The following is a 23457-nucleotide window of genomic DNA, read 5'->3' as shown; positions in this document are numbered from 1 at the left end:
ACACCGCGCCCCCTCGCGCCGCACACCGCGCCCCCTCGCGGGTGTCAGGCGGCGTCGACTTTCCGGTGGCCGATCAGTACGACGCCCTCGACCACCTTCACGTCGTACGCCGGGACGGAGACGTGCAGGTCGTCCAGGCAGCGACCGGTGCGGAGGTCGAAGGCGTGGCGGTGGGCGGGCGAGGCTACGAACGGGACGTCGCCGCGGCGTCCCACGATGCCCCGCGCGATGCCCGCCGTCGCGTGTCGCGCGAACGGGTCGTGGTTGCCCAGCGCGTAGACCGCGTCGTCGGCCGTACGGAAGATCGCGATGGCCTGGCCGTGCACGAGGGCGGTGACGCCGCGCTCGACCTCGAGCTCGGCCATGCGGCACACCGGCTGCCACTCCTCGGCAGCCCCGCGACCTGTCATGGAGGCGAAGTTAGGGCGGTTGTGTTCTCGGCAACGTTTCGTCGTGTAACGGACATGAAAACGCTTCCTCCCGGATCACCTCACGGATCAGGTCATACGACGCCGGCTACCGTGGCGCCGTGAGCGCCGCGATCGTCGTGCTGGCCGCCGGCAGCGGATCCCGCGTCGGCGCCGAGGTCAACAAGGTCCTCCTGCCGCTGCGGGACCGGCCCCTGCTCGCGTGGTCGCTCCAGGCGGCGCTCGCCGTACCGGACGCGGACCCCATCGTCGTGGTCTGCCGCCCCGGCGAGCGTCGGTCGGTCGGCGCCGCGCTGGCGCCGTACGTCGGCCGTCGGGACGTGCTCCTCATCGACGGCGGCAGCACCCGGCAGCAGTCCGAGCAGGCCGCGCTCGACCTGGTCGCACCGCAGGTGGCCGACGGCAGCATCGACGTCATCGCGATCCACGACGGCGCCCGTCCACTGGCGGGAGCGGACCTCTTCGAGCGTGTCATCAGCACCGCACGCGAGTACGGCGGCGCGGTGCCCATCCTCGAGCTGCCCGGCCTGCTGCCGCGCGACCCGACGACTTTTCCCTCGCCCGGTGGCCCCGGCACCCGGCTGGTCGGCGTCCAGACGCCGCAGGCCTTCCGCGCACGGCCGCTGATCGCGGCCTACTCCGCCGCGGCCGCGGCACGCTTCGACGGCACGGACACGGCCGCGGCGTTCGCTGAGTTCGCCGTCAGCCGGGATCGGACCCATCGCAGCGACCCGGACGACCCACTGACCATCCGGGCCGTTCCGGCCGGCCCGAGGAACCTCAAGGTCACCTTCGCGGAGGACCTGCCCGTGGCGGAGGCCCTGCTGGCCTAGCGAGGACCTAGCGAGGATCCGTCAGCGCCGCCAGCACGGCGATGTCGTCGTCCGAGGCGACCCGCCGGGCCTCGGGTGGGGCCTCGACCAGGTCGACCCGGTCGTCGCCGTACCTGTCCCTCAGAATCCTCACCAGCTCGACGAAGTCCAATGAGGGCAGGGGCAGCCCTCCGCCGGTCGTCGCGCCCAGGTCGGCGACGACCGTGGCGGGCAGCGCGACGGGGGAGCACACGGCGACCAGGCCGTCTCGGTCGACGGTCACCCCGAGGACGTCGCCGGCGACCTCCTTGACCGTGTCCGTGACCGGGCGTACGCCGACCACGACCCGATCGACGACGGCGGCCCGGTCGGCGCAGCGCGCCAGGAACTCCGGGGGCGTCATCGGGCACAGGGGGTCGTGGAGCAGCAGCGGCTCGGCGCGCTCGACGAGGACGTCCCACGGCACCGTCTGGTCGAGCAGCTCGATGCCGGCCGCGCCCACCGCCCAGGCGGCGGTGGCGACGAGCGATTCGCCGTGGATCAGCCGGAACGGAAGCGCGCCACGACCTTCCTCGACGACGATGCCGGAGGTCGGAGCCGAAATGCCGACGACGTCATACGGATGGGGATGCATGATCCACCACCGTATGACGTCGTCGACGTGTCAGGCCAGACGCCTGGAGCTGAGCTAGGAGGCCAGGACCTCGTCGAGGATGGTCTCCGCCTTGTCCTCGTTGGTGTGCTCGGCCAGCGCGAGCTCGGAGACGAGGATCTGTCGCGCCTTGGCGAGCATCCGCTTCTCCCCCGCGGACAGGCCGCGGTCGCGCTCACGTCGCCACAGGTCGCGCACGACCTCGGCGACCTTCATGACGTCGCCGCTGTGGAGCTTCTCGAGGTTGGCCTTGTAGCGCCGCGACCAGTTGGTCGGCTCCTCGACGTGCTCGGCACGCAGGACTCCGAACACCTTGTCGAGGCCGTCCTTGTCAACCACATCCCGCACACCGACGAGATCGAGGTTGCAGGCAGGAACCCGGACGACCAGGTCCTGCTGGGCGACGATCCGGAGAACGAGGTACTGCCGCTCCTCCCCCTTGATCGTCCGCATCTCGATGTCCTCGATGACCGCGGCCCCATGATTGGGGTAGACGACGGTTTCGCCGACAGTGAAAGTCATATGAGCAAGACCCCTTCCTAGGGTCACCTATCCTACCACGTCGCGAGATGCCCTCAGAATGCGTTTGCGCAGGTCAGGGGCACAATGACAGGCTTGACATACCCGACGTCGTGTGTTCCGCGCGCGGTAGGTACCTGTGCGACAGATCACCGGGCGCCGTTCGGTGGGCCTTCACCGACACGCCCTTGCCGTGTGAGATGGGCGGTCCGGGGCCGACCCGGGCGGGATCGGCGGGCCCACCCCCGCCGGCTGGGCCGGTGGTCAATACTGCTCGGCATGGCAAGAATCCAGCGCTGGCGACGCGGCCGCTCTGCCGAAGAGGGAGGCTCCCCGGTCGCGGACGCCCCCGACCCGGACCTGGTGGCATCACAGGAGACCGGTGATGCCGACGTCGACCCGGAGCTCGACCCGGAGCTCGAGCCAGCGACCCGCGACGCGGACGACCTGAAGCTCGATGAGCCTGTGCGCGAGATGCCGGAACTCCCGCACGTCGCGGAGCGCTCCACCGTCGGCGACTGGTTCCTCGGCGGTCGCGACAACGGCGACAACCTGGCCCTGGCCCTGCTGCAGGCCGCGCACGCGAAGCAGGCGATCAGCACGGCGCTCGTCGTGGGGCTGGTCGCCGTGGTGGCCGGTCGGCCCGCGCGCGAGGCCGGCGTCGTACTCCTCACCGTCCTGGTGGGCCAGACGATCCTCGGCTGGCACAACGACATCGTCGACCGTCAGCGCGACCAGGCGCACGGCCTGACCAGCAAGCCGTTGGCCACGGGCAGACTCGATCCCGGCACGGTCTGGTACGCCATCGTCGTCGCCACGCTGGTCCTGGTGCCGCTCTCGATCATGACCGGCATCAGGGCCGGCTGCCTCTACCTGGCCGCGGTCGCCGTCGGCATGCTCGGCAACGTGGTGCTGCGCACCGGGCTCTTCTCGTGGTGGTCGTGGGCACTCTCCTTCGCGCTGATCCCGGCCTACCTCTCGTACGGCGGCTGGGGCGGCCAGGCGGTCGGCAGCGCCCCGGAGCCGGCGATCGTCGCGCTCGCGGCCGCACTCGGCATCGGGGTCCACTTCCTGCGGGCCGTGTGGGGACTGGTCGCGGACCACGAGGACGGCTGGACCTACCTGCCGCTCAAGCTGGGCCTGAAGCTGGGCGCCAGTCGGCTGCTCGCCGTGTCCACCGTCTACACCACGGCAATCGTGATCGCCCTCGTCGTCGTCGGCATGCGGGTGGGCCTCAGCCGCTGAGCCGGGCGTCTGCCGGTCTCACCGGGCCGCTAGAGTGTGGCCGCTCCCCTGGGCGCGCGAGCGCCCGAGCACCGACCTGGTTCCACGGACCGTCCCGACGGTCGACAAGAGAGCAGCGGAGGCCTGCCCCACATGCGACACCTGCGCCCGACCGCGATCGCCGGACTGCTGCTGGCGCTGCCTGCCGCGACGCTGTCGTCCTGCGGCTTCGACTATCCGACCGACCGGGTCAACACGATCGCTGCGGGCGTCACCGACCGCGAGGCGTCGGTCGACGCGCTCGGAATCCGGGTCCTGGCGTGGAAGGACGGCGAGGGCCGGCTGATCGGCTCGCTCGCCAACAACACCCAGGAGCCCGCCTCCCTCGAGGCGGTGACCTCCCCTGAGGGCACGGTCGAGGCCGGCCGGTTCCGGCCGGTCGTGGTCGAGGGCCGTCGCGGGGTCAACCTCGCCGAAGAGAAGCCGATCCCGCTGACCGGCGACTTCGCCGCCGGCGACTTCATCACCCTCGAGCTCGAGTTCAGCACCGGCGAGGCGATCCGCCTCGACGTCCCTGTGGTCAAGCCGTGCTTCCAGTACACCCAGGTCCCGACGCCCTCGACGAGCGCCGCCACGGAGTCCGACGAGCACGCCACCGACGAGCACGCCACCGACACGCAGGCCGACGAGCACGCCACCGACACGCAGGCCGACGAGCACGCGACCGAGCACAGCGCCCCGGCCTACATCTGCGAGCACCCGACCGAGGGCGGCGGGGGTCACTGATGACCTTCACGCTGGTCCTGCTCCGCCACGGCGAGAGCGAGTGGAACGCGAAGAACCTGTTCACCGGCTGGGTGGACGTCGCGCTGACCGAGAAGGGCCGCGGCGAGGCGGTCCGCGGCGGCGTGCTCCTCAAGGAGGCGGGCATCCTGCCCGACGTCGTGCACACCTCGCTCCAGCGCCGCGCGATCAACACCGCGGGCCTGGCGCTTGACGCCGCCGACCGTCACTGGATCCCGGTCCGGCGCTCGTGGCGCCTCAACGAGCGCCACTACGGCGCCCTGCAGGGGAAGAACAAGAAGGAGATCAAGGACAAGTACGGCGAGGAGCAGTTCATGCTCTGGCGCCGGTCCTTCGACGTGCCTCCCCCGCCGCTCGACGACGACGACGAGTACTCCCAGGCCGGCGATCCGCAGTACGCCGACCTCGGTGCGGAGCTGCCGCGCACCGAGTGCCTCAAGGACGTCGTGGCGCGTCTGCTGCCCTACTGGGACGCGGGCATCGTGCCGGACCTCCGCGCGGGCGGCACCGTGCTGGTCGCCGCCCACGGCAACAGCCTGCGCGCGATCGTGAAGCACCTGGACCAGATCAGCGACGCCGACATCGCCGGGCTGAACATCCCGACCGGCATGCCGCTGGTGTACGAGCTCGACGAGGAGACGCTGGCCCCCGTGGTTCCCGGCGGGCGCTACCTCGACCCGGAGGCAGCAGCCGCCGCCGCGGCCGCTGTCGCGAACCAGGGGCGCTGAGCCGAACCAGGGGCGCTGAGCCGACGCGAGGTCGCTCAGGCGGCCGGCGCGGGATTGTGGCCCGTGACCACGAAGATCACGCGGTTCGCGATCGACACCGCGTGGTCGGCGATCCGCTCGTAGTAGCGGCCGAGCAGCGCGATGTCGACAGCCGCCTCGACGCCGTGCTGCCAGTCGTCGGAGAGCAGCTCGGCGAAGCTGGTGCGGCGGAGCTGGTCCATCTCCTCGTCGGCGCGACCGAGCGCGATCGCGGCCTCGACGTCCCGGCCGGAGATCACGTCGCAGACACGGGACACCATGTCCTCGGCGACCGCGGCCATCCGGCTCATCGTCGGGCGGACCTCCTCCGGCACGGCGACGTCGGGGACCCGCAGTCGCGCAACCTTCGCGACGTGGACCGAGAGGTCGCCCATCCGCTCGAGCTCGCCGACCATGCGCAGGGCCGCGACGATCGTACGCAGGTCGCCTGCGACGGGCTGCTGGAGCGAGAGCAGGCTGAAGGCGGTGTCCTCGACCTGCTCCCGGGCGCGGTCGATCTCGACGTCCTGGCTGATCACCTGCTCGGCGACTGACGCGTCGCCGGTCATCAGGGCCAGTGTCGCCTGGGCCACGGCGGTCTGGACCCGGCGGCAGATGGCCGCCAGGTCGCCGAAGATCGAGTCCAGCTGCTCGGAGTAGACATCACGCATGTTCCGAGCGTAATCCCGGGAAGTGACCAGCCGGAGCCCCGTCGTGAACGGGGGGTGAACATCAGGAAGCTCCGACTCGCGGATTCGGATCGCGCGCGGCCGTCCGCCGTACGATCCCAGTGTGGACCCGACGACGCAAGCCTTCCTGGCTGCGCTCCTCGGCGCCCTCGTGGCCGGTGGCGCCGTGCTCGCCTGGCATCTCAGCGAGCGCCAGCAGCACAAGTACCAGCCGCCGGAGGAGCCACAGGTGCCGCCCGGGGTGGCAGCCGTGCTCGCGGTGCTGCGCAGCAGCGCGGTCGTCGTCGACGAGTCGGACGCCGTGGTGAAGGCGTCCGCGCCGGCGTACGCCCTGGGCTTCGTCCGCGGCACCACCCTGCTCTCCGACGAGCTCGGCGACCTGATCCGTGACGTACGACGTGACGGGCAGATCCGCGAGACCGAGCTGATCACGCCTCGGGTCAGCGGCTCCCCGCGCCACGTGACCGCGCGGGTGGCGCCCCTGGGGTCGCGGCTCGTGCTGGCGCTCGTCGAGGACCGCACCCGCGAGCGGCAGGTGGACGCCGTCCGCCGCGACTTCGTCGCCAACGTCAGTCACGAGCTCAAGACTCCGGTCGGAGCGATCCGCCTGCTGGCCGAGGCCGTGCAGGACGCCTCCGACGATCCCGATGCCGTGTACCGGTTCGCGTCGCGGATGCTGACCGAGAGCGATCGCCTGTCGCGGCTGATCCAGCAGATCATCGAGCTCTCCCGGCTCCAGGGCGACGAGCCGCTGGAGTCGCCGGTCGCGGTGTCGATCGACGAGGTCGTCGGCGCCGCGGTGGACTCCAGCCACATGAACGCCGCCGCCAAGGACATCGCTGTCATCGTCGAGGGCGAGAAGGGCCTGAAGGTGATCGGCAGCGAGAAGCAGGTGACCGCGGCGGTCGCCAACCTCGTCGCCAACGCCGTCGCGTACTCCGAGCCGAGCTCACGCGTCGTGGTCACCCGGAAGAAGGTCGACCACGCCATCGAGATCTCGGTGGTCGACCAGGGCATCGGCATCCCCGAGGACGAGATCGACCGGATCTTCGAGCGGTTCTACCGGGTCGACCCCGCGCGCCACCGCTCGACGGGCGGCACCGGTCTCGGGCTCTCGATCGTCAAGCACGTGGCTGCCACCCACGGCGGAGACGTGCGAGTGTGGTCGGTCGAGGGACAGGGCTCGACCTTCACCCTCACGCTGCCGGAGCACCCCCAGCACGAGGGGATGCCCTTCATCAGCGCCACCCCCCACGCGCCCGACCCGGAGCCACCGGCGCGGCGCAACGAAGATCAGGAGGAACGCCCGTGACACGGGTACTCGTCGTCGAAGACGAAGAAAGCTACAGCGATGCCCTCGCCTACCTGCTCCGCAAGGAGGGGTTCGAGGTCGCCATCGCCGCCGACGGCAACGAGGCGCTGAAGGAGTTCGACCGGAACGGCGCGGACATCGTGCTGCTCGACCTGATGCTGCCCGGGATCCCCGGCACCGAGGTGTGCCGCACGATCAGGCAGACGTCGAACGTCCCGGTGATCATGGTCAGCGCCAAGGACGACGAGGTGGACAAGGTGGTCGGCCTCGAGCTGGGCGCCGACGACTACGTCACCAAGCCGTACTCCCCGCGCGAGCTGGTCGCGCGGATCCGTGCCGTGCTGCGCCGCGGCCAGGACCCCGAGCTGCTGCCCGACACCCTCGAGGCCGGCCCGGTCCGGATGGACGTCGAGCGCCACGTCGTGACCGTGGACGGCACCGAGCAGCGCCTGCCGCTCAAGGAGTTCGAGCTGCTCGAGATGTTCCTGCGCAACCCGGGCCGGGTGCTCACCCGCGGCCAGCTGATCGACCGCGTGTGGGGCTCCGACTACGTCGGGGACACCAAGACGCTCGACGTGCACGTGAAGCGGCTGCGGGCGAAGCTCGAGCCCGAGCCGAGCGAGCCGAAGTACCTCGTCACCGTGCGCGGCCTGGGCTACAAGCTCGACGTCTGAAGCCTCTCGACCGCGAGGCCCGTCGAGGGCGCGGCCAGAGCGGCCGGATCTGGCACAAAGGTGGCCGAAAATCGCGCGACCTGTGTCGGTGCGGCCATCTAGCGTTGCTGGAGTGACCGCCGCCGACGCTCCGACCGTCCCTGCACCGAGCCCCGGGAGGAGCGACGCGCCCGCTGTCGCCGTACTCCCGCTGGTCGCGGTCGCGGTGACCCTGGTCCTGTGGGCCAGCGCGTTCGTGGCGATCCGGCACCTCGCCCACGACTTCTCACCGGGCGCCCTGTCCCTGGGCCGGCTGCTCGTCGCGTCGCTGGTGCTCGCACTCGTCGTGGCCGCCGGCGGCAGGATGCCGCGGCCGACACTGCGGCAGTGGGGCTCGATCGCCGCCATCGGCGTGCTCTGGTTCGGGGTCTACAACGTCGCGCTCAACGCCGGCGAGCAGCGGGTCGACGCCGGCACCGCCGCGATGCTGATCCAGGTCTCCCCGGTGCTGATCGCACTGCTGGCCGCGACGTTCCTGTCCGAGCGGTTCACCGTGCACCTCACGATCGGGCTGGTGCTGGCGTTCTCCGGAGTGGCCGTGATCGGACTCTCCTCCACCGACGCAGGCGGGACCCGCGACCTGCTCGGCGTCTTTCTCTGCCTGCTGTCCGCGCTGGTGTACTCCATCAGCCTGGTGCTCCAGAAGCCGTTGGTCGCCAAGCTCTCCGCACTCCACGTGACCTGGCTGGCCTGCACGATCGGGACGGTCGTCTGCCTGCCGTGGGCGGGGCAGCTGGCCAGTCAGGTCCGAGACGCGCCACTGTCCTCCTCACTGTGGTTGATCTATCTCGGGGTCTTCCCGACGGCGATCGCGTTCACCACCTACGCCTACGCCCTGCGCCACATGACGGCCTCGAAGCTCGGGGTGACCACCTACCTCGTGCCGCCCCTCACGATCGTGATGGGCCTGGTGTTCCTCGACGAGGTGCCGCCGGGCATCGCCTACGTCGGTGGCGCGCTGGCGCTGGTCGGCGTCGCGGTGGCTCGCAGAAATACTGCGCGCAAGGATGTCGAGGAACCCGCCGCTGCTCCGTCCTAGGGATGACGGCGGCCACCATGGCGGCCTCGGAACCCAAGGAGAGAACGATGGCGAAGTACCTGTTGCTCAAGCACTACCGCAGCGGCCACGAGATCGCACCGGGCGGCCTGGTGCCGATGGACCGGTGGGCGCCCGAGGAGATCGAGGCGCACATGGCGTTCATGCGGCAGGTGGCCGACGAGCTCCGGGAGAGTGGTGAGTACGTCGACGGCCAGGCCCTCTCGCCCGAGGGCACGTTCGTCCGCTACGACGGCGAGGGCAGGCCGCCGGTCACCGACGGGCCGTTCGCTGAGACCAAGGACCTGATCGCGGGCTGGATGGTCGTCGACGTCGACTCCCAGGAGCGCGCCTTCGAGGCCGCCGCCCGGCTCTCGTCGGCACCCGGCGCCGGGGGCCGCCCGATCCACGAGTGGATCGAGGTGCGGCCGTTCCTGGGCGAACCGCCCGTGGTCACCGAGTGAACGAAGAGCTGCTGCGGGACCTGGCGCCTCGGGTCCTCGGCGTCCTGGTCCGTCGCGGAGCCGACTTCGCGGCGGCCGAGGACGCCGTGCAGGAGGCCCTCCTCGAGGCGGTACGACGATGGCCCGACGCCCGCCCTGACGAGCCGCTGGGCTGGCTGGTCACCGTGGCCGGGCGCAAGCTGATCGACGCGCACCGTGCGGAGTCGGCGCGGCACCGGCGAGAGCTGCGGGTCCACCTCGAGCCGGAGCCCGGGCCGACCGAGCAGGCCGACGACACCCTCCTCCTGCTGAGCCGGTGCTGCCACCCGTCCCTCACGCCGGCCTCGGCGATCGCGCTGACGCTGCGGGCCGTCGGCGGGCTGACGACGGCCCAGATCGCACAGGCGTTCCTGGTGCCGGAGGCCACGATGGCGCAGCGGATCTCCCGAGCCAAGCGCACGGTCACCGGTGCGCAGTTCGACCGGCCGGGCGACGTCCACGCGGTGCTGCGGGTGCTCTATCTCATCTTCAACGAGGGCTTCACAGGCGAAGTGGACCTGGCCGAGGAGGCGATCCGCCTCACCCGCCAGCTGGCCGCCACGAGCGAGGATCCCGAGGTCGCCGGCCTGCTCGCGTTGATGCTCCTGCACCACGCGCGGCGGCGCGCTCGTCGTACCGCCGAGGGGGCCCTGGTGCCTCTGGCCGAGCAGGATCGCTCCCGGTGGGACACGGCCATGGTCGCCGAGGCGGTGGACATCCTGCAGCGAGCGCTGGCGAAGGACGCCCTGGGCGAGTACCAGGCTCAGGCCGCGATCGCCGCGCTCCACGCAGACGCCGCGTCCGCCGAGGAGACCGACTGGCCACAGATCCTCGAGTGGTACGACGAGCTCATGCGACTCTCGGGCAGCCCGGTCGTGGCGCTGAACCGCGCAGTCGCACTGGGCGAGGTCGACGGACCCCTGGTCGGCCTCCGCGCGGTCGAGCAGCTCGACCCCGAGCTGCCCCGCCGCGACGCCGTGGCGGCGTACCTCCACGAGCGCGCGGGCGACCTCGCCGAGGCGGCGCGGTGTTATGCACTCGCCGCTGAGAAGGCGCCCACCGTGGCCGAGCGCGACCACCTGACCAAGCAGGCGGCGCGCCTCAACGCGGGGCGCTGATGCCCTCCAGCAGCTGGTCGACGAGGCGCTCGACCAGGTCCGGCGCGCGCAGGCTCGGGTAGTGGCCGTAGACCATGATGGTGAGCAGCGGGCTGACCAGCTGAGCCGCCGCCAGCTCGGGATCCACGTCGGGTCGCAGCGCCCCCTGGTCGCGCCAGTAGCGGAACACCTCGATGCCAGCCTCGCGGCGTCGCGCCATCAGGCGCTCCTGATGCGTGCGCAGCTCGGGGTTGGCGTCGGACTCGATCATGATGCACTTCAGGATCCGGCGTTCCTTGGCGGAGACGTCGGTGCGCACCGCCTTCCCGATCCGGATCAGGTCGTCCCGCACCGACAGGTGCGGCAGGTTGGAGGCGGGAGGCGCCTTGATGCTCTCCACCGCCGCCGCGACCAGCTCCTCCTTCGACCCCCAACGCCGGTAAACGGTCGCCTTGGAGGTCCCGCTCCGAGCGGCGACCGCGTCCATCGAGATGCTTGCGATGGAGCCCTGCTCGGCGATCAGGTCGAGCACCGCGTCCAGGATCGCTCGGGTCACGGCCTCGCTGCGGGGCCGTCCGGGTCCGGGTGGCGCCGCCTCGGTCGCCGGCTCGGTCGCCGGCTCGGCGTGGTCGCGCGGCGATGTGGTCACCGCGCCATTCTCGCCTATCGCTTCGCGGGCTGCTCGGCGACGCGGGCGGGCTGTGCCGGCAGCGCTGTCGTCCGGCGACCGGGGAACCAGCGGGCGACCACCAGCATGCCGACCAGCGCGATCGCCGCCGAGGAGTAGGCGGTGACGTGCATGGCGCCGACGAACGCGTCGTTGGCGGCCGCCAGCACGCCCGGGTCGACCGAGCCAGTCTCGACCGCACCGTAGGTGGCCGCCAGCGAGGCCTGCGCCTGCTGCGGCAGTCCGGGCACGGCCTCGCTGATCCGGGTCTGGTAGGCGTGCGCCATCACGGTCCCGAGGACCGCGACGCCGAAGGCACCGCCGACCTGTCGCAGCGTGTTCCCGAGCGCCGAGGCGACGCCCGCGCTCTCTCGAGGGACGCTCGACATCAACGTGCTCATGGCGGGGGTCATCAGGTTGGCCATGCCGGTGGCCTGGAGGAACAGCATCACCACCAGGACCCACAGCGGCGTGTGGAGGCCGAACTGCGCGTAGCCGACGAAGACGCCGGTGATCAGCGTCAGGGCGGCCAGGCCCACCGCCCTGGACCCGAACCGGGTGACGAACCCGTTGGAGAGCGGCGAGAAGATCACCATGGCGGTTCCGAACGAGAGGAAGAGCAGGCCCGTCTGCAGCGGGGACCGGTCGCGGACCAGCTGGACGTAGAAGGTGATGAAGAAGAACAGGCCGAGCATCGCGAAGAACCCGAGCGCGATGATCGCCGAGGCCGAGGAGAAGCGCGGGTTGAGGAACAGCCGCATGTCCAGCGACGCGTGCGGCGTGCGCAGCTCCCAGCGCACGAAGGTCACCAGTCCGACCAGACCGAGGGCGAGGCTTCCCCACACCTCGACCGAGCCCCACGAGCCGCTGTCGCCGGCCTCGATGATGCCGTAGGTGAGGAGCACCAGGGCGAGCACCGAGAGGCCCATGCCGACCAGGTCGGGACGGCCCCTGCGGCCGCGCGACTCAGGCGAGAGCAGCAGGATCATGGCGAGGCCGAACACCACGATCGGGACGTTGATCAAGAACACCGATCCCCACCAGAAGCGGTCGAGCAGCAGGCCGCCGACGATCGGCCCGAGCGCGCCGCCGACGCCGACCGCGCCCGACCAGACGCCGAGGGCCTTGGGGAACTCGTGGTCGGGGAAGACCGAGCGGAGGAGGGAGAGGGTCGCCGGCATCATGGCCGCGGCGCCCGCCCCCATCAGCGCGCGGTAGCCGATCAGCTGGCCGGAGGTCTGGGCGAAGGCGGACAGCAGCGATGCCAGGCCGAAGACGATCATGCCGGCGACCAGCATCCGGCGGTGGCCGATGCGGTCTCCGATCACGCCGAGCGTGAAGAGCAGGCCGGCGAAGACCAGCGTGTAGGAGTTGATCATCCACGCGAGCTGGCTCTGCGAGGCGCCGAGCCCGCGCTCAGGATCCGCCAGCGTCTTCAGCGCGACGTTGAGGACGGTGTTGTCGAGCACTACGACGATCAGGCTCACGACGAGCACGCCGAGGATCAGCCAGCGGCGCGGGTGCCCGGCCTCGTGGTCGGCCTCGTGGTGGGCCTCGTGGTGGGCGCCGGAGTCTGCTGTGGGGTTCGCTGTCATCGTCTCCTCCGTCTCTCGAACCTGGGGGCTCCAGCCTACGGCATTACGAAACGATACGGTAGCGTTTTGTTATTCCTCCGGGGTGGAGACGCCCGACTCGAGCCACCCGCGGAACGCCTCCAGGTTGGCGGTCGGCTCGCCGCGGTCGATCCGCCACTGCCACTCCCTGCGGATCGAGGTCTCGAAGCCCAGCTCGAGGATCGTGTTGAACGACTCGTCGGCATAGGTCAGCACCGAGCCGAGCAGCCGATCGAGGTCGTCCGGCGTCACCGACGACAGCGGCAGCCGTCCGTCGAGGTAGATGTCGCCGTGGTGGTCGATGCCGAAGGCGACGGCGTACATCCGCATGTTCCGCTCGAGGAGCCAGCGGTAGACCCGCTCGTGCTGCTCGTCGGGCCGACGGCAGACGAAGGCGTGCACGGCGAGCGAGTGCGGCCCCAGGTCCAGCCGGACCGGTGTCTGCAGCTTCCGCTCCCCCGGCAGGGAGAACGTGAACAGCCCGGGCTCCGGCTCGTCGAACTCGATCTCATTGACCGCGAGGTGCTCGCGTACGACGTTCGCGGGCTCGCTCACAGGAGGACTCCTGCTTCCCGGTCGTCCGTCTGCCGCATCAGGGAGTGCGCACGCTCGTAGACAGCCAGGGTCTGCGCCGCCGTGGCCTCCCACGAGAACTCCTCGGCCTGCACGAGGGCGCCGGCGGCGAGCCGGTCGCGGTAGGCCGGGTCGGCGACGACGCGCTCGAGTGCGACCGCCCAGTCGTGAGGCTCGTGCGTGTCCACCAGCAGGCCGCTGCGACCGTCGCGAACCACGGTGGTGAGGCCACCGACGGCGGCCGCGACGACGGGCGCTCCTGCCGCCTGGGCCTCGGCGGCGACCAGGCCGAAGGACTCGTTGTAGGACGGCACGGCGACGACGGTGGCCGAGGCGTACCAGTCCGCCAGCTCGTGCTGCGGCACCGGCGGCACGAAGCGGACGACGTCGTCGATCCTCAGCTCGTCGGCGAGACTGGCGAGAGCGGTCGGCCGCTCGAGCCCGCTGCCGGAGGGGCCGCCGACGATCGGCACGACCAGGCGCCGACGGAGGTCGGGCCGGCGGACGAGCAGCTCGGCCACGGCCCGCAGCAGCACGTCGGGGGCCTTCAGCGGCTGGATCCGACCCGCGAAGAGGAGCACCAGCGCGTCCTCGGCCAGTGACCGCTCACGGCGCGCTCGCGCACACCCCTCGGGCGACAGGGGGCGGAACACCGAGGCGTCCACGCCCGGGTGGACGACCTCCACGCGGCCCGCCTCGGCGTCGTACAGGTTGATCAGCTGCTTGGCCTCGAGGTCGGTGTTGGCGATGAGCACGTCGGTGGCCTCGACCACCTGCTCCTCGCCGATCACGCGCGCCGCGGGCTCGGGGGTGTCGCCCTCGGCGAGCGCGTCGTTCTTGACCTTGGCCATGGTGTGCATCGAGTGCACGAGCGGGACGCCCCAGCGGTCGCGGGCGAGCGCGCCTACCTGGCCGGAGAGCCAGTAGTGCGAGTGCACGATGTCGTAGTGGCCCGCCGGCTGCACCGCCTCGACCCGGAGCACCTCCCGCGCGAAGACGCAGAGCTGACCGGGAAGCTCCTCCTTGGTCAGGCCCTCGAACGGGCCCGCGTGCACGTGGTGCACGGTGACGCCGTCGGTGAGCGGGACGACCGGGTCCAGCGCAGAGCTGGTGGCGCGCGTGAAGATGTCGACCGCGATCCCCTGCGCGGCGAGTCGCCGCGCGACCTCGACCACGTAGACGTTCATGCCGCCCGCGTCGCCCGTGCCGGGCTGGTCGAGGGGTGAGGTGTGCAGACTGATCATGGCGACGCGCTCGACCCGCGGCTCCCCCATGCGCCCTCCTGTGCTCTGCCTGAACCGGCGGTCGGTCAAACCCTGCCAGTGTGCCGGGCATTCCCGACCGTCCAGAATGGGGGCATGATCACTCGCCTCGCCGTCGTGACCGGAGCCTCGAGCGGGATCGGCGCCGCCACCGCCCGCCACCTGGCTGCCCAGGGGTTCGAGGTCGTCTGCGCGGCGCGGCGCGCCGACCGGATCGAGGCCCTCGCGGAGGAGGTCCGCGGCCGCGCCGTGGTCTGCGACGTCACCTCCGCCGAGAGCGTGGCCGAGCTCGCGGAGGCGGTCGGCCCGCGGCTCGACGTACTGGTGAACAACGCGGGCGGCGCCTTCGGCGTCTCTCCCGTGGCCGAGGCCGACCCCGAGCAGTGGCGCCAGATGTACGACGTCAACGTGCTCGGCCTGCTGCACGTCACCAAGGCGCTGCTGCCGGCTCTGATCGCCAGCGGCGCCGGTGTGATCGTGAACGTCGGCTCGATCGCGGGGCGGCACGCCTACGAGGGCGGCGCCGGCTACACCGCGGCGAAGCACGGCACGAAGGTCGTCACCGAGACGCTCCGCCTGGAGCTGTTCGACCAGCCCGTCCGGGTCTGCGAGGTCGCGCCGGGGATGGTGCGCACCGAGGAGTTCGCGCTCGTGCGGTTCGGTGGCGACCAGGAGAGGGCCGACGCCGTCTACGCGGGCGTGCCCGACCCGCTCGTCGCCGACGACATCGCGGACGCGATCACCTGGGTCGCCACCCGACCGGCGCACGTCAACATCGACGAGCTGGTGATCAAGCCTCGCGCCCAGGCTGCGCCGTACAAGATCCACCGCATCTGAGTCCCACGTGCCACAGGACCCGGCCGGATCTGGCACTTCGCGGGGGTTGCAACGGCCGGGAAGTGCCGGAATCGCCGGTTAACCGGTGATTCCCACGCCCCCTCACCCCAACGCACGATCCAACGCAGCAGCAACGTGCAGCGACGTGCAGGGGAACACGGGCAGCTCGGAGTCGGCCTGGCGCACGAGCAGCTCGAGCTCGGAGCAGCCCAGGATCACGCCTCCGGCGCCGGCGTCCCAGAGCTCGCTGATCATCGCGACCACGGCCCGACGGGAGTCGTCGAGCACCTTCCCGTGGACGAGCTCGTCGTAGATGATCCGGTTCAGCTCGTCGTGGTGGGCGGGGTCGGGCACCAGCACCTCGAGGCCGTGGGAGGCGATCCGGTCGGTGAAGAAGGAGCGCGACATGGCGAACTTAGTGCCGAGCAGGGCGACCGACTCGACGCCCTCGGTGCGGCAGGCCTCGGCGACGACGTCCCCGAGGTGCAGCAGCGGGATGTCGACGGCGTCCTGGACCTGGTCGGCGACCCGGTGGAACGTGGTGGTGCAGAGCATGAGGAAGTCCGCGCCGGCGCGCTCCACGGAGCGGGCCGCCTCCCCGAGCAGCGCGGCGACGCCGTCCCAGTCCTCGGCCTGCTGCATCGCGGTGACCTCGGCGAACTCCACCGAGGTCATCACCGTGCGGGCTGAGTGCAGCCCGCCGAGTCGCTTCTCCACGCCACGGTTGAGCGCCTCGTAGTACGCCGCGCTGCTCTCCCAGGACATGCCGCCGACGAGGCCGATGGTCTGCATGCGCAGAGTGTTACCCATAGCCCGCCCACCCAGCCAGCCGGCGCGGGGATCGCTGGACAGCCCGCGCGCCCACGCGCGTGGATGTGAGCCCGCGGCGCCGCCGCGGTTAGGCTGGCGGGCGGCCCGCGCGTGCCCAGCGCGCGATCAGGCCGACAGATACCCTCGACGAGAGCGACGCCGTACTCCCATGTCTGAAAATGGACGATCCCGCCGCAAGGACCTGCGCAACGTAGCCATCGTGGCGCACGTCGACCACGGCAAGACGACTCTCGTCGACGCCATGCTCCACCAGGCCGGCGCGTTCAGCGCCCACCAGGCCGAGGGCGTGGCCGAGCGGGTCATGGACTCCGGCGACCTCGAGCGCGAGAAGGGCATCACGATCCTCGCGAAGAACACCGCGGTCCACTACAAGGGCCCGTCGGCGCAGGAGATGGCCGACGGCGACATGACCATCAACATCATCGACACCCCCGGTCACGCCGACTTCGGTGGCGAGGTCGAGCGCGGCCTGTCGATGGTCGACGGCATCGTGCTGCTCGTCGACGCCTCGGAGGGGCCGCTCCCGCAGACCCGGTTCGTGCTGCGCAAGGCGCTCAACGCCGACATGCCCGTCGTCCTCGTGGTCAACAAGGTCGACCGCAACGACGCTCGCATCGCCGAGGTCGTCGACGAGACCTACGAGCTGTTCATGGACCTGCTCGACGACAGCCACAGCCAGGACGCGCTCGACTTCCCCGTCGTCTACGCCTCCGGCAAGGCGGGCATCGCCTCGCTGACCAAGCCCGAGGACGGCTCGCTGCCCGACGGCACCGACCTCGAGCCGCTCTTCCGGACCATCCTGGAGACCATCCCGGCCCCGGTGTACGACGAGGGCGCGCCGCTGCAGGCCCACGTCACCAACCTCGACGCCTCGCCGTTCCTCGGCCGGCTGGCGCTGCTCCGGATCAAGCAGGGCGAGATCCGCAAGGGCCAGCAGGTCGCGTGGATGCGACGCGACGGCACGGTCAAGAACGTCAAGATCACCGAGCTCCTGATCACCGAGGGGCTCGAGCGCAAGCCCGGCGAGAAGGCCGGGCCGGGCGACATCGTCGCCGTCGCGGGCATCCCGGAGATCACCATCGGCGAGACCCTGGCCGACCCGGAGAACCCGGTCGCGCTGCCCCTGATCCACGTCGACGAGCCGGCGATCTCGATGACGATCGGGACCAACACCTCGCCCCTGGTCGGCCGGGTCAAGGGCTCCAAGGTCACCGCCCGGCTGGTCAAGGACCGCCTCGACCAGGAGCTGATCGGCAACGTGTCGCTCCGCGTGCTCCCGACCGAGCGCCCCGACGCGTGGGAGGTGCAGGGCCGCGGCGAGCTGGCGCTGGCGATCCTCGTCGAGCAGATGCGGCGTGAGGGCTACGAGCTCACCGTCGGCAAGCCGCAGGTCGTCACCCGCGAGATCGACGGCAAGCTGCACGAGCCGTTCGAGCGGCTGACCATCGACGCGCCCGAGGAGTTCCTCGGCACGATCACCGAGCTGCTGGCCACCCGCAAGGGCCGCATGGAGGGCATGACCAACCACGGCACCGGCTGGGTCCGCATGGAGTTCGTGGTCCCCGCGCGCGGCCTGATCGGCTTCCGCACCGACTTCCTCACCGAGACCCGTGGCACCGGCATCGCCCACCACATCTCGGAGGGCTACTTCCCGTGGGCCGGCGAGATCCGGGCCCGCAACAACGGCTCGCTGGTCGCGGACCGGGCCGGCGCAGCCACGGCCTACGCGATGACGTCGCTTCAGGAGCGCGGCATCCTCTTCGTCGAGCCCGCCACCGAGGTGTACGAGGGCATGATCGTCGGCGAGAACTCCCGCGCCGACGACATGGATGTCAACATCACCAAGGAGAAGCAGCAGACCAACATCCGGTCCGCCACCTCCGACAACTTCGAGAAGCTCATCCCGCCGAAGAAGCTCTCGCTCGAGCAGTGCCTGGAGTTCTGCCGCGAGGACGAGTGCGTGGAGATCACCCCGGAGTCGGTGCGCATCCGCAAGGTGAACCTCGACGCCAACGAGCGCGCCAAGATGGCGAGCCGCGCCCGGAAGGGCACGCGCTGACCTGTTGAGGTCGTAGAGGTCCAGCGGCGACGGGCGCGGACCTGCTCCCACCGTTGGGCGCGCGGGATGAAAGCGCTCTCACCCAGCAGCGGTCCCTGATCGGCCGTTTTCTGCCGCACCATTGACGTGCGGATGTGACGCATGTCATCGTGGGCGCGCCGTCACTGTGGAAGCGCTCTCACACCGAGCGGACTCGGGAACCACGCACGACGGCCCAGACCCCCCACCGTCGTACTCGAGGCAGGAGCGTCACCATCGTGCGCAACATCGCTACCGGACCCCGTCGCTGGTCCGTTCCCTCCGGCACCCGATCACGTGCCGTCCGCCACCTCGCTGCGGGTGCAGCCGCCACGCTCGTACTCGGCGTGACCGCCGCCTGCGGCAGCAGCGAGGACCCGACCGCGTCCGCGGACCAGCAGGAGCTGGCCGAGGGCGAGGTCCTGACCATCACCACCTTCGGCGAGTTCGGCTACGACGCCCTGATCGAGGAGTGGAACGAGGACAACCCCGAGATCCAGGTCGAGCAGACCAAGGTCTCCCTCTGGGACGACTGGAAGAACGAGCTCAACACGCTCCTCCAGGCCAACGACGGCCTGCCCGACGTGGTCGCCATCGAGGGCGACTTCATGCCGGCGCTGGTCGCCGCGCCCGACCGCTGGGTCGACCTCTCGCAGGACGAGGTGAAGGACCGCTGGCTCGACTTCAAGGTGCAGGCCGCGACCACGGCCGACGGCGAGCTCCTCGGCTACGCGACCGACGCCGGCCCGGAGGCCATCTGCTACCGCGCCGACCTGTTCGAGAAGGCGGGGCTCCCCTCGGACCGGGCGGAGGTCGCTGCCCTGATGACGACCTGGGAGGACTACTTCGCCCTCGGCGAGCGGTTCGTCGAGAAGGTCCCCGGCAGCAAGTGGTACGACGCCAGCGGCTCCATCGCGCAGGCCATGCTCAACCAGGTGGAGCACCCCTTCGAGCAGGCGGACAACACCGTCGACGTCGAGAACGACGAGCTCAAGCAGGTCTGGGACACCGTCACCACCCATTCCGGGGACCTGTCCACGAAGGCCGCGCAGTGGAGCGACGACTGGACCGCCGGCTTCAAGAACGACGGCTTCGCGACCATCCCCTGCCCCGGCTGGATGCGAAGCAGCATCAAGGCCAACACCGGCGACCCCGCACCCAAGGGCGTCGTGTGGGACATCGCCGACGTCTTCCCCGGAGGCGGCGGCAACTGGGGTGGCTCCTACCTCGCGATCCCGAAGTCCTCACCCCACCACGCCGAGGCGCTGGAGTTCATCACCTGGATCACCGCGCCCGAGCAGCAGCTGAAGATCTTCGCGTCGCTCGGCAACTTCCCCTCCCAGGTGGAGGCACTGGAGGACCCTGAGCTGCTGAAGGCCGAGGACGCGTACTTCAACGACGCTCCCGCCGGCGAGATCTTCTCCAACCGGGCCGCGGCGATCGAGGTCCAGCCCTACCACGGGCCGCTCTACTCCGACATCCTCGGCAAGTTCCAGGACGCCATCACCCGGGTCGACCAGGGCAAGGCCCCGGACGAGTCGTGGGCGACGTTCCTCTCCGACGTCCAGTCGCTGCAGTGACCGACCGCCCCGACTGATCCCCGCAAGGACCGACTCCACCCATGAGTACACAGCACCGCGTCGCCGGGGACACCGCCACCGCGGAGTCCCCGGCGGGCGGCGCGCCCGCCCTGCGTCGTACCTCCGAGGGGCGTGAGCGCGCCCGGCTCCTGCGGCGACAGCGTCGCTCCCGATGGGACCTGAAGGTCTCGCCGTACCTCTACGTCTCGCCCTTCTTCGTCATCTTCGCGCTGGTCGGCCTCTATCCCCTGCTCTACACCGGCTACCTGTCGCTGTTCGACTGGAACCGCGCCTACTACGTGCGCGGCGAGTTCGTCGGCCTGGACAACTACCGGTTCGTGCTGACCGACCCGGTCTTCCAGAAGTCGCTGGTCAACACCTTCTCGATCTTCCTGATGTCCTCGGTGCCGCAGGTCGTCCTGGCCGTCGCCGTCGCAGGCCTCCTGGACCGCCGCCTGCGCGGGCTGGCGTTCTGGAGGATGAGCGTGCTGCTCCCCTTCGTCGTCGCGCCGGCCGCCGCGGCACTCATCTTCGGCAGTCTCTTCGCCGACCAGTACGGCGTCATCAACGGGGTCCTGAAGGAGCTCGGCCTCGAGCCGATCCGCTGGCACGTCGACCGCTGGTGGAGCCACTTCGCCATCGCCGGCATGGTCAACTGGCGCTGGACCGGCTACAACGCGCTCATCTTCCTGGCCGCCATGCAGGCGGTGCCGCGGGACCTCTACGAGGCGGCGGCGCTCGACGGTGCCGGCCGGGTCCGGCAGTTCCTGGCGGTGACGCTGCCGATGATCCGGCCCACGCTGGTCCTCGTCATCATCACCAGCACCATCGGCGGCCTGCAGATCTTCACCGAGCCGCGGCTCTTCGACGACACCCCCAACCGCGAGGGCGGCCCGGACCGCCAGTACATGACCTCGACGCTCTACATCTACGTGAAGGGGATCGAGGACCAGTTCTACGGACGCGCCTCCGCTGCGGCCTGGGTGCTCTTCATCGTGATCATCTCGATCGCGGCGCTCAACTATCTGATCACCCGCTACGCCACTCGCAGGAGCACCGCATGAGCTCACCCCACGGAGTTCTTCTCCCCCGCTGCGCTCCTCCGCACAACTCCGCGGGGACCCCGAGATGAACCGCCGCCCGGGGTTCGTCGTCTACGGGCTGCTCGCCGCCTTCGTGGTCGGCTCCGCCCTGCCCCTCTACTGGTCGTTCGTGATCGGCTCGCAGACCAAGGAGCGCGCCGACGACTTCCCGCCCCCGATCATCCCCGGCGGGCACTTCCTGGAGAACGCCCGCCAGGTCCTCGACACCGTCGACTTCTGGCAGGCATTGATCAACAGCGTGCTCGTGTCGTCGGCGTGCGCGGCGTCGGTGGTCTTCTTCTCCACCCTGGCCGGCTACTCCTTCGCCAAGCTCCGCTTCCGCGGCAGCAACGCGCTGATGGGGTTCGTGGTGATGACCATGGCGGTTCCGACACAGCTCGCGATCGTGCCGCTGTTCATCCTCATGCGCGACTACAACCTGCTCGACACGCTCACGGCCGTCGCGCTGCCGAGCCTGGTCACCGCGTTCGGCGTGTTCTTCATGCGGCAGTTCCTCGTCGACGCGGTGCCCGACGAGCTGATCGAGGCCGCGCGCATGGACGGCTGCACCATGCTGCGGACCTTCCTGACGGTCGCGGTCCCGGCTGCGCGGCCGGCGATGGCGATCCTGTTCCTCTTCACCTTCATGCACGTGTGGACCGACTACATGTGGCCGCTGGTCGCGCTGCAGAAGACCGAGACCCTGCAGATCGCGCTGGACCGGCTCGCGCTGACCGGACAGGGCCAGACCACCGACTACGCGCTCGTCCTCGCGGGGACCGGGATGGCCACGATCCCGCTCCTGCTGCTGTTCTTCCTCGCCGGCCGACAGCTGGTCGCCGGCATCATGCAAGGAGCGGTGAAGGGATGAACCCCACCCCCGACCAGCCGACCGTCCGGTTCCCGCGGGACTTCCTGTGGGGTGCCGCCACGGCGGCCTACCAGATCGAGGGCGCGGTCGACGCCGACGGACGCACCCCGTCGATCTGGGACACGTTCAGCCGGATCCCGGGTGCGGTCCTCAACGGCGACACCGGAGACGGGGCGTGCGAGCACTATCTCCGGATGCCCGAGGACGTCGCCCTCATCAAGGAGCTGGGGTTGGGCTCCTACCGGTTCTCGGTCGCCTGGCCGCGGGTGCGGCCCGACGGTGGGGCCCCCAACTCCGCCGGGCTCGACTTCTACAGCCGGCTGGTCGACCAGCTCCTGGAGAACGGCATCACGCCGTGGCTGACGCTCTACCACTGGGACCTGCCCCAGGCCCTGGAGGCTGCCGGAGGATGGCTCGCCCGCGACACCGCCGAGCGGTTCCACGACTACGCGATGACCGTGTACGGCGCCCTCGGCGACCGGGTCCGGCACTGGACGACGCTCAACGAGCCGTGGTGCTCGGCGTTCCTGGGCTACACCGGTGGGCAGCACGCACCCGGACGGCAGGAGGGGGTCGCGGGTCTGGTCGCGGCGCACCACCTGATGCTCGGCCACGGGATGGTCGTCGAGTCGCTGCGCTCGGCCGACGCGGACCTGTCCCTCGGCATCACGCTCAACCTGACCGTCGCCGAGCCGTTCGACCCGGCCGAGCCGGCCGACGTCGACGCCGCCGACCGCGTGGAGCTCTTCTGGAACAAGGTCTTCCTCGACCCCCTTCTCACCGGCGCGTACGACGCCCGGCTGGCCGCACGCACCGCCGGGATGACCTGGCAGGGCCGGCCGTGGGAGGACTGCGTCCGCGACGGTGACCTGGCGGTGATCAGTGTGCCGCTCGACGTCCTCGGCGTGAACTACTACCACGGCGACGGCGCGTCCGGCCGGATCCATCCGCCCGAGGCCCTGCTGGGCTCCCGCGTCGAGCACCCGTCGCGGCCGACGGCGTCGCCCTTTCCGGGCGGCGAGGACATCTGCTTCCCGCGCCGCGGCCTTCCGGTGACGGGCATGGATTGGGAGGTGCAGCCCGAGGGGCTGACCCGTCTGCTGCAGCGACTGCGCGACGACTACGACGTGCCGCCGATCTACGTGACCGAGAACGGCGCCGCCTACCCCGACCTGGTCGGCCCGGACGGCTCGGTGCACGACCCCGAGCGGCTGGCCTTCTACGACCAGCACCTGCGCGCGGTGCACGACGCGATCGAGGACGGTGTGGACGTGCGCGGCTACTTCGCCTGGTCGCTGCTCGACAACTTCGAGTGGGCCTACGGCTACGACCAGCGGTTCGGGATCGTCCACGTCGACTACGCCACGCAGCGGCGGACCCCGAAGTCGAGCGGGCGGTGGTTCGCCCAGGTCGCCCGCACGGGCAGCGTGCCGGGCGTCTCCGACGACGTCGTGGCGGTCGGTTAGCGTGCCGCCCGTGAGCCGGCCACCGCGAAACCCCGCGCCCGGCCAGCCGCCGACCCTGGACGAGGTGGCGCGACTGGCCGGCGT

24 protein-coding genes are annotated in these 23457 nt (G+C 70.7%); 15 read left to right on the top strand and 9 right to left on the bottom strand.

Annotated features, from left to right (window positions below; genetic code table 11):
- Positions 1-44 precede the first annotated feature (44 nt).
- Complete coding sequence (nirD, locus tag E7Z54_RS05840) at positions 45-410, bottom strand: nitrite reductase small subunit NirD (protein ID WP_136432064.1); 366 nt, start codon at positions 408-410, stop codon at positions 45-47.
- A 119-nt stretch (positions 411-529) separates the two neighbouring features.
- On the opposite strand from nirD, the gene E7Z54_RS05835 reads away from it, so the two are divergent.
- On the top strand, positions 530-1261 hold the full coding sequence (locus E7Z54_RS05835) for an IspD/TarI family cytidylyltransferase (protein ID WP_136432063.1): 732 nt from the start codon (positions 530-532) through the stop codon (positions 1259-1261).
- Between the two features lie 7 nt (positions 1262-1268).
- Here E7Z54_RS05835 and E7Z54_RS05830 read toward each other — a convergent pair whose 3' ends face one another.
- Together E7Z54_RS05830 and E7Z54_RS05825 are read right to left on the bottom strand one after the other, a co-directional pair.
- Positions 1269-1874: a 2-C-methyl-D-erythritol 4-phosphate cytidylyltransferase gene (locus tag E7Z54_RS05830; RefSeq protein ID WP_136432062.1), complete on the bottom strand. Its 606-nt coding sequence runs from the start codon at positions 1872-1874 to the stop codon at positions 1269-1271.
- A 54-nt stretch (positions 1875-1928) separates the two neighbouring features.
- Positions 1929-2414, bottom strand: coding sequence for a CarD family transcriptional regulator (locus E7Z54_RS05825; protein WP_136432061.1), 486 nt, complete (start codon positions 2412-2414; stop codon positions 1929-1931).
- Positions 2415-2690: 276 nt separating this feature from the next.
- Between E7Z54_RS05825 and E7Z54_RS05820 the strand changes: the two genes are divergently transcribed.
- The 3 genes from E7Z54_RS05820 (at position 2691) to E7Z54_RS05810 (ending at position 5167) form a co-directional block, all read left to right on the top strand.
- Entirely contained in the window at positions 2691-3656 is a 966-nt protein-coding gene (locus tag E7Z54_RS05820; RefSeq protein ID WP_240769537.1) for a UbiA family prenyltransferase, read from the top strand.
- 132 nt (positions 3657-3788) lie between these two features.
- Positions 3789-4421, top strand: coding sequence for a hypothetical protein (locus E7Z54_RS05815; RefSeq protein WP_136432060.1), 633 nt, complete (start codon positions 3789-3791; stop codon positions 4419-4421).
- Positions 4421-5167 (top strand): phosphoglyceromutase, encoded by a 747-nt coding sequence (locus E7Z54_RS05810; protein ID WP_136432059.1) that lies wholly within the window; start codon positions 4421-4423, stop codon positions 5165-5167. Before E7Z54_RS05815 ends, E7Z54_RS05810 begins: the two co-directional genes overlap by 1 nt.
- Before the next feature lie 35 nt (positions 5168-5202).
- On the opposite strand, the gene phoU is transcribed toward E7Z54_RS05810, so the two are convergent.
- Positions 5203-5856, bottom strand: a complete 654-nt coding sequence (gene phoU / locus E7Z54_RS05805) for a phosphate signaling complex protein PhoU (protein ID WP_136432058.1) — start codon at positions 5854-5856, stop codon at positions 5203-5205.
- Positions 5857-5977: 121 nt separating this feature from the next.
- On the opposite strand from phoU, the gene E7Z54_RS05800 reads away from it, so the two are divergent.
- The 5 genes from E7Z54_RS05800 (at position 5978) to E7Z54_RS05780 (ending at position 10535) form a co-directional block, all read left to right on the top strand.
- The gene (locus E7Z54_RS05800; RefSeq protein WP_136432057.1) at positions 5978-7186 is read left to right on the top strand and encodes a sensor histidine kinase; all 1209 of its coding nucleotides are present in this window, start codon (positions 5978-5980) and stop codon (positions 7184-7186) included.
- Entirely contained in the window at positions 7183-7860 is a 678-nt protein-coding gene (locus E7Z54_RS05795) for a response regulator transcription factor (protein ID WP_136432056.1), read from the top strand. Before E7Z54_RS05800 ends, E7Z54_RS05795 begins: the two co-directional genes overlap by 4 nt.
- A gap of 112 nt (positions 7861-7972) precedes the next feature.
- Complete coding sequence (locus E7Z54_RS05790; RefSeq protein ID WP_240769536.1) at positions 7973-8938, top strand: DMT family transporter; 966 nt, start codon at positions 7973-7975, stop codon at positions 8936-8938.
- Between the two features lie 47 nt (positions 8939-8985).
- Positions 8986-9399 carry a YciI family protein gene (locus tag E7Z54_RS05785; protein WP_136432055.1) on the top strand — a complete coding sequence of 138 codons (414 nt, stop codon included), beginning with the start codon at positions 8986-8988 and terminating at the stop codon, positions 9397-9399.
- The gene (locus tag E7Z54_RS05780) at positions 9396-10535 is read left to right on the top strand and encodes an RNA polymerase sigma factor (RefSeq protein ID WP_136432054.1); all 1140 of its coding nucleotides are present in this window, start codon (positions 9396-9398) and stop codon (positions 10533-10535) included. The genes E7Z54_RS05785 and E7Z54_RS05780 overlap by 4 nt, the downstream gene beginning before the upstream one ends.
- On the opposite strand, the gene E7Z54_RS05775 is transcribed toward E7Z54_RS05780, so the two are convergent.
- The 4 genes from E7Z54_RS05775 to mshA all read right to left on the bottom strand — a co-directional run bounded on the left by E7Z54_RS05775 (position 10519) and on the right by mshA (position 14641).
- On the bottom strand, positions 10519-11163 hold the full coding sequence (locus E7Z54_RS05775; RefSeq protein ID WP_168798184.1) for a TetR/AcrR family transcriptional regulator: 645 nt from the start codon (positions 11161-11163) through the stop codon (positions 10519-10521). The genes E7Z54_RS05780 and E7Z54_RS05775 overlap by 17 nt on opposite strands.
- A gap of 14 nt (positions 11164-11177) precedes the next feature.
- On the bottom strand, positions 11178-12776 hold the full coding sequence (locus E7Z54_RS05770) for an MFS transporter (protein WP_136432053.1): 1599 nt from the start codon (positions 12774-12776) through the stop codon (positions 11178-11180).
- Between the two features lie 69 nt (positions 12777-12845).
- Positions 12846-13349 carry a YbjN domain-containing protein gene (locus tag E7Z54_RS05765; RefSeq protein ID WP_136432052.1) on the bottom strand — a complete coding sequence of 168 codons (504 nt, stop codon included), beginning with the start codon at positions 13347-13349 and terminating at the stop codon, positions 12846-12848.
- Entirely contained in the window at positions 13346-14641 is a 1296-nt protein-coding gene (gene mshA, locus E7Z54_RS05760; RefSeq protein WP_136432051.1) for a D-inositol-3-phosphate glycosyltransferase, read from the bottom strand. Before mshA ends, E7Z54_RS05765 begins: the two co-directional genes overlap by 4 nt.
- A gap of 87 nt (positions 14642-14728) precedes the next feature.
- Here mshA and E7Z54_RS05755 point away from each other — a divergent pair, with 87 nt between their 5' ends.
- Complete coding sequence (locus E7Z54_RS05755; protein WP_206056035.1) at positions 14729-15466, top strand: SDR family NAD(P)-dependent oxidoreductase; 738 nt, start codon at positions 14729-14731, stop codon at positions 15464-15466.
- A 102-nt stretch (positions 15467-15568) separates the two neighbouring features.
- On the opposite strand, the gene E7Z54_RS05750 is transcribed toward E7Z54_RS05755, so the two are convergent.
- Complete coding sequence (locus E7Z54_RS05750) at positions 15569-16258, bottom strand: aspartate/glutamate racemase family protein (protein WP_136432049.1); 690 nt, start codon at positions 16256-16258, stop codon at positions 15569-15571.
- Between the two features lie 187 nt (positions 16259-16445).
- Here E7Z54_RS05750 and typA point away from each other — a divergent pair, with 187 nt between their 5' ends.
- The 5 genes from typA to E7Z54_RS05725 all read left to right on the top strand — a co-directional run bounded on the left by typA (position 16446) and on the right by E7Z54_RS05725 (position 23373).
- Positions 16446-18356 carry a translational GTPase TypA gene (typA, locus tag E7Z54_RS05745; RefSeq protein WP_136432048.1) on the top strand — a complete coding sequence of 637 codons (1911 nt, stop codon included), beginning with the start codon at positions 16446-16448 and terminating at the stop codon, positions 18354-18356.
- A 257-nt stretch (positions 18357-18613) separates the two neighbouring features.
- Positions 18614-19954, top strand: a complete 1341-nt coding sequence (locus E7Z54_RS05740) for an extracellular solute-binding protein (RefSeq protein ID WP_240769535.1) — start codon at positions 18614-18616, stop codon at positions 19952-19954.
- 41 nt (positions 19955-19995) lie between these two features.
- A complete protein-coding gene (locus E7Z54_RS05735; RefSeq protein ID WP_136432047.1) occupies positions 19996-21018 on the top strand; it encodes a carbohydrate ABC transporter permease in 1023 nt (340 codons plus the stop codon).
- Between the two features lie 64 nt (positions 21019-21082).
- Positions 21083-21907, top strand: a complete 825-nt coding sequence (locus E7Z54_RS05730) for a carbohydrate ABC transporter permease (RefSeq protein ID WP_136432046.1) — start codon at positions 21083-21085, stop codon at positions 21905-21907.
- The gene (locus tag E7Z54_RS05725) at positions 21904-23373 is read left to right on the top strand and encodes a glycoside hydrolase family 1 protein (protein ID WP_136432045.1); all 1470 of its coding nucleotides are present in this window, start codon (positions 21904-21906) and stop codon (positions 23371-23373) included. The genes E7Z54_RS05730 and E7Z54_RS05725 overlap by 4 nt, the downstream gene beginning before the upstream one ends.
- Positions 23374-23457 lie beyond the last annotated feature (84 nt).

The organism is Nocardioides sp. (genome assembly GCF_004803405.1).
Classification (GTDB): Bacteria; Actinomycetota; Actinomycetes; order Propionibacteriales; family Nocardioidaceae; genus Nocardioides; species Nocardioides vastitatis.
Note: the sequence above shows the minus strand (reverse complement) of the source record. Positions and strands in the feature narration are given on the sequence as shown.

Excerpts from the sequence above, each read along its gene's own strand:
- nirD (WP_136432064.1), bottom strand. The coding sequence starts at position 410 with ATGACAGGTCGCGGGGCTGCCGAGGAGTGGCAGCCGGTGTGCCGCATG.
- typA (WP_136432048.1), top strand. The coding sequence starts at position 16,446 with ATGTCTGAAAATGGACGATCCCGCCGCAAGGACCTGCGCAACGTAGCC.
- E7Z54_RS05830 (WP_136432062.1), bottom strand. The coding sequence starts at position 1,874 with ATGCATCCCCATCCGTATGACGTCGTCGGCATTTCGGCTCCGACCTCC.
- E7Z54_RS05735 (WP_136432047.1), top strand. The coding sequence starts at position 19,996 with ATGAGTACACAGCACCGCGTCGCCGGGGACACCGCCACCGCGGAGTCC.
- E7Z54_RS05750 (WP_136432049.1), bottom strand. The coding sequence starts at position 16,258 with ATGCAGACCATCGGCCTCGTCGGCGGCATGTCCTGGGAGAGCAGCGCG.
- E7Z54_RS05825 (WP_136432061.1), bottom strand. The coding sequence starts at position 2,414 with ATGACTTTCACTGTCGGCGAAACCGTCGTCTACCCCAATCATGGGGCC.
- E7Z54_RS05810 (WP_136432059.1), top strand. The coding sequence starts at position 4,421 with ATGACCTTCACGCTGGTCCTGCTCCGCCACGGCGAGAGCGAGTGGAAC.
- E7Z54_RS05820 (WP_240769537.1), top strand. The coding sequence starts at position 2,691 with ATGGCAAGAATCCAGCGCTGGCGACGCGGCCGCTCTGCCGAAGAGGGA.
- E7Z54_RS05815 (WP_136432060.1), top strand. The coding sequence starts at position 3,789 with ATGCGACACCTGCGCCCGACCGCGATCGCCGGACTGCTGCTGGCGCTG.
- E7Z54_RS05770 (WP_136432053.1), bottom strand. The coding sequence starts at position 12,776 with ATGACAGCGAACCCCACAGCAGACTCCGGCGCCCACCACGAGGCCCAC.
- E7Z54_RS05785 (WP_136432055.1), top strand. The coding sequence starts at position 8,986 with ATGGCGAAGTACCTGTTGCTCAAGCACTACCGCAGCGGCCACGAGATC.
- phoU (WP_136432058.1), bottom strand. The coding sequence starts at position 5,856 with ATGCGTGATGTCTACTCCGAGCAGCTGGACTCGATCTTCGGCGACCTG.
- E7Z54_RS05725 (WP_136432045.1), top strand. The coding sequence starts at position 21,904 with ATGAACCCCACCCCCGACCAGCCGACCGTCCGGTTCCCGCGGGACTTC.
- mshA (WP_136432051.1), bottom strand. The coding sequence starts at position 14,641 with ATGGGGGAGCCGCGGGTCGAGCGCGTCGCCATGATCAGTCTGCACACC.
- E7Z54_RS05730 (WP_136432046.1), top strand. The coding sequence starts at position 21,083 with ATGAACCGCCGCCCGGGGTTCGTCGTCTACGGGCTGCTCGCCGCCTTC.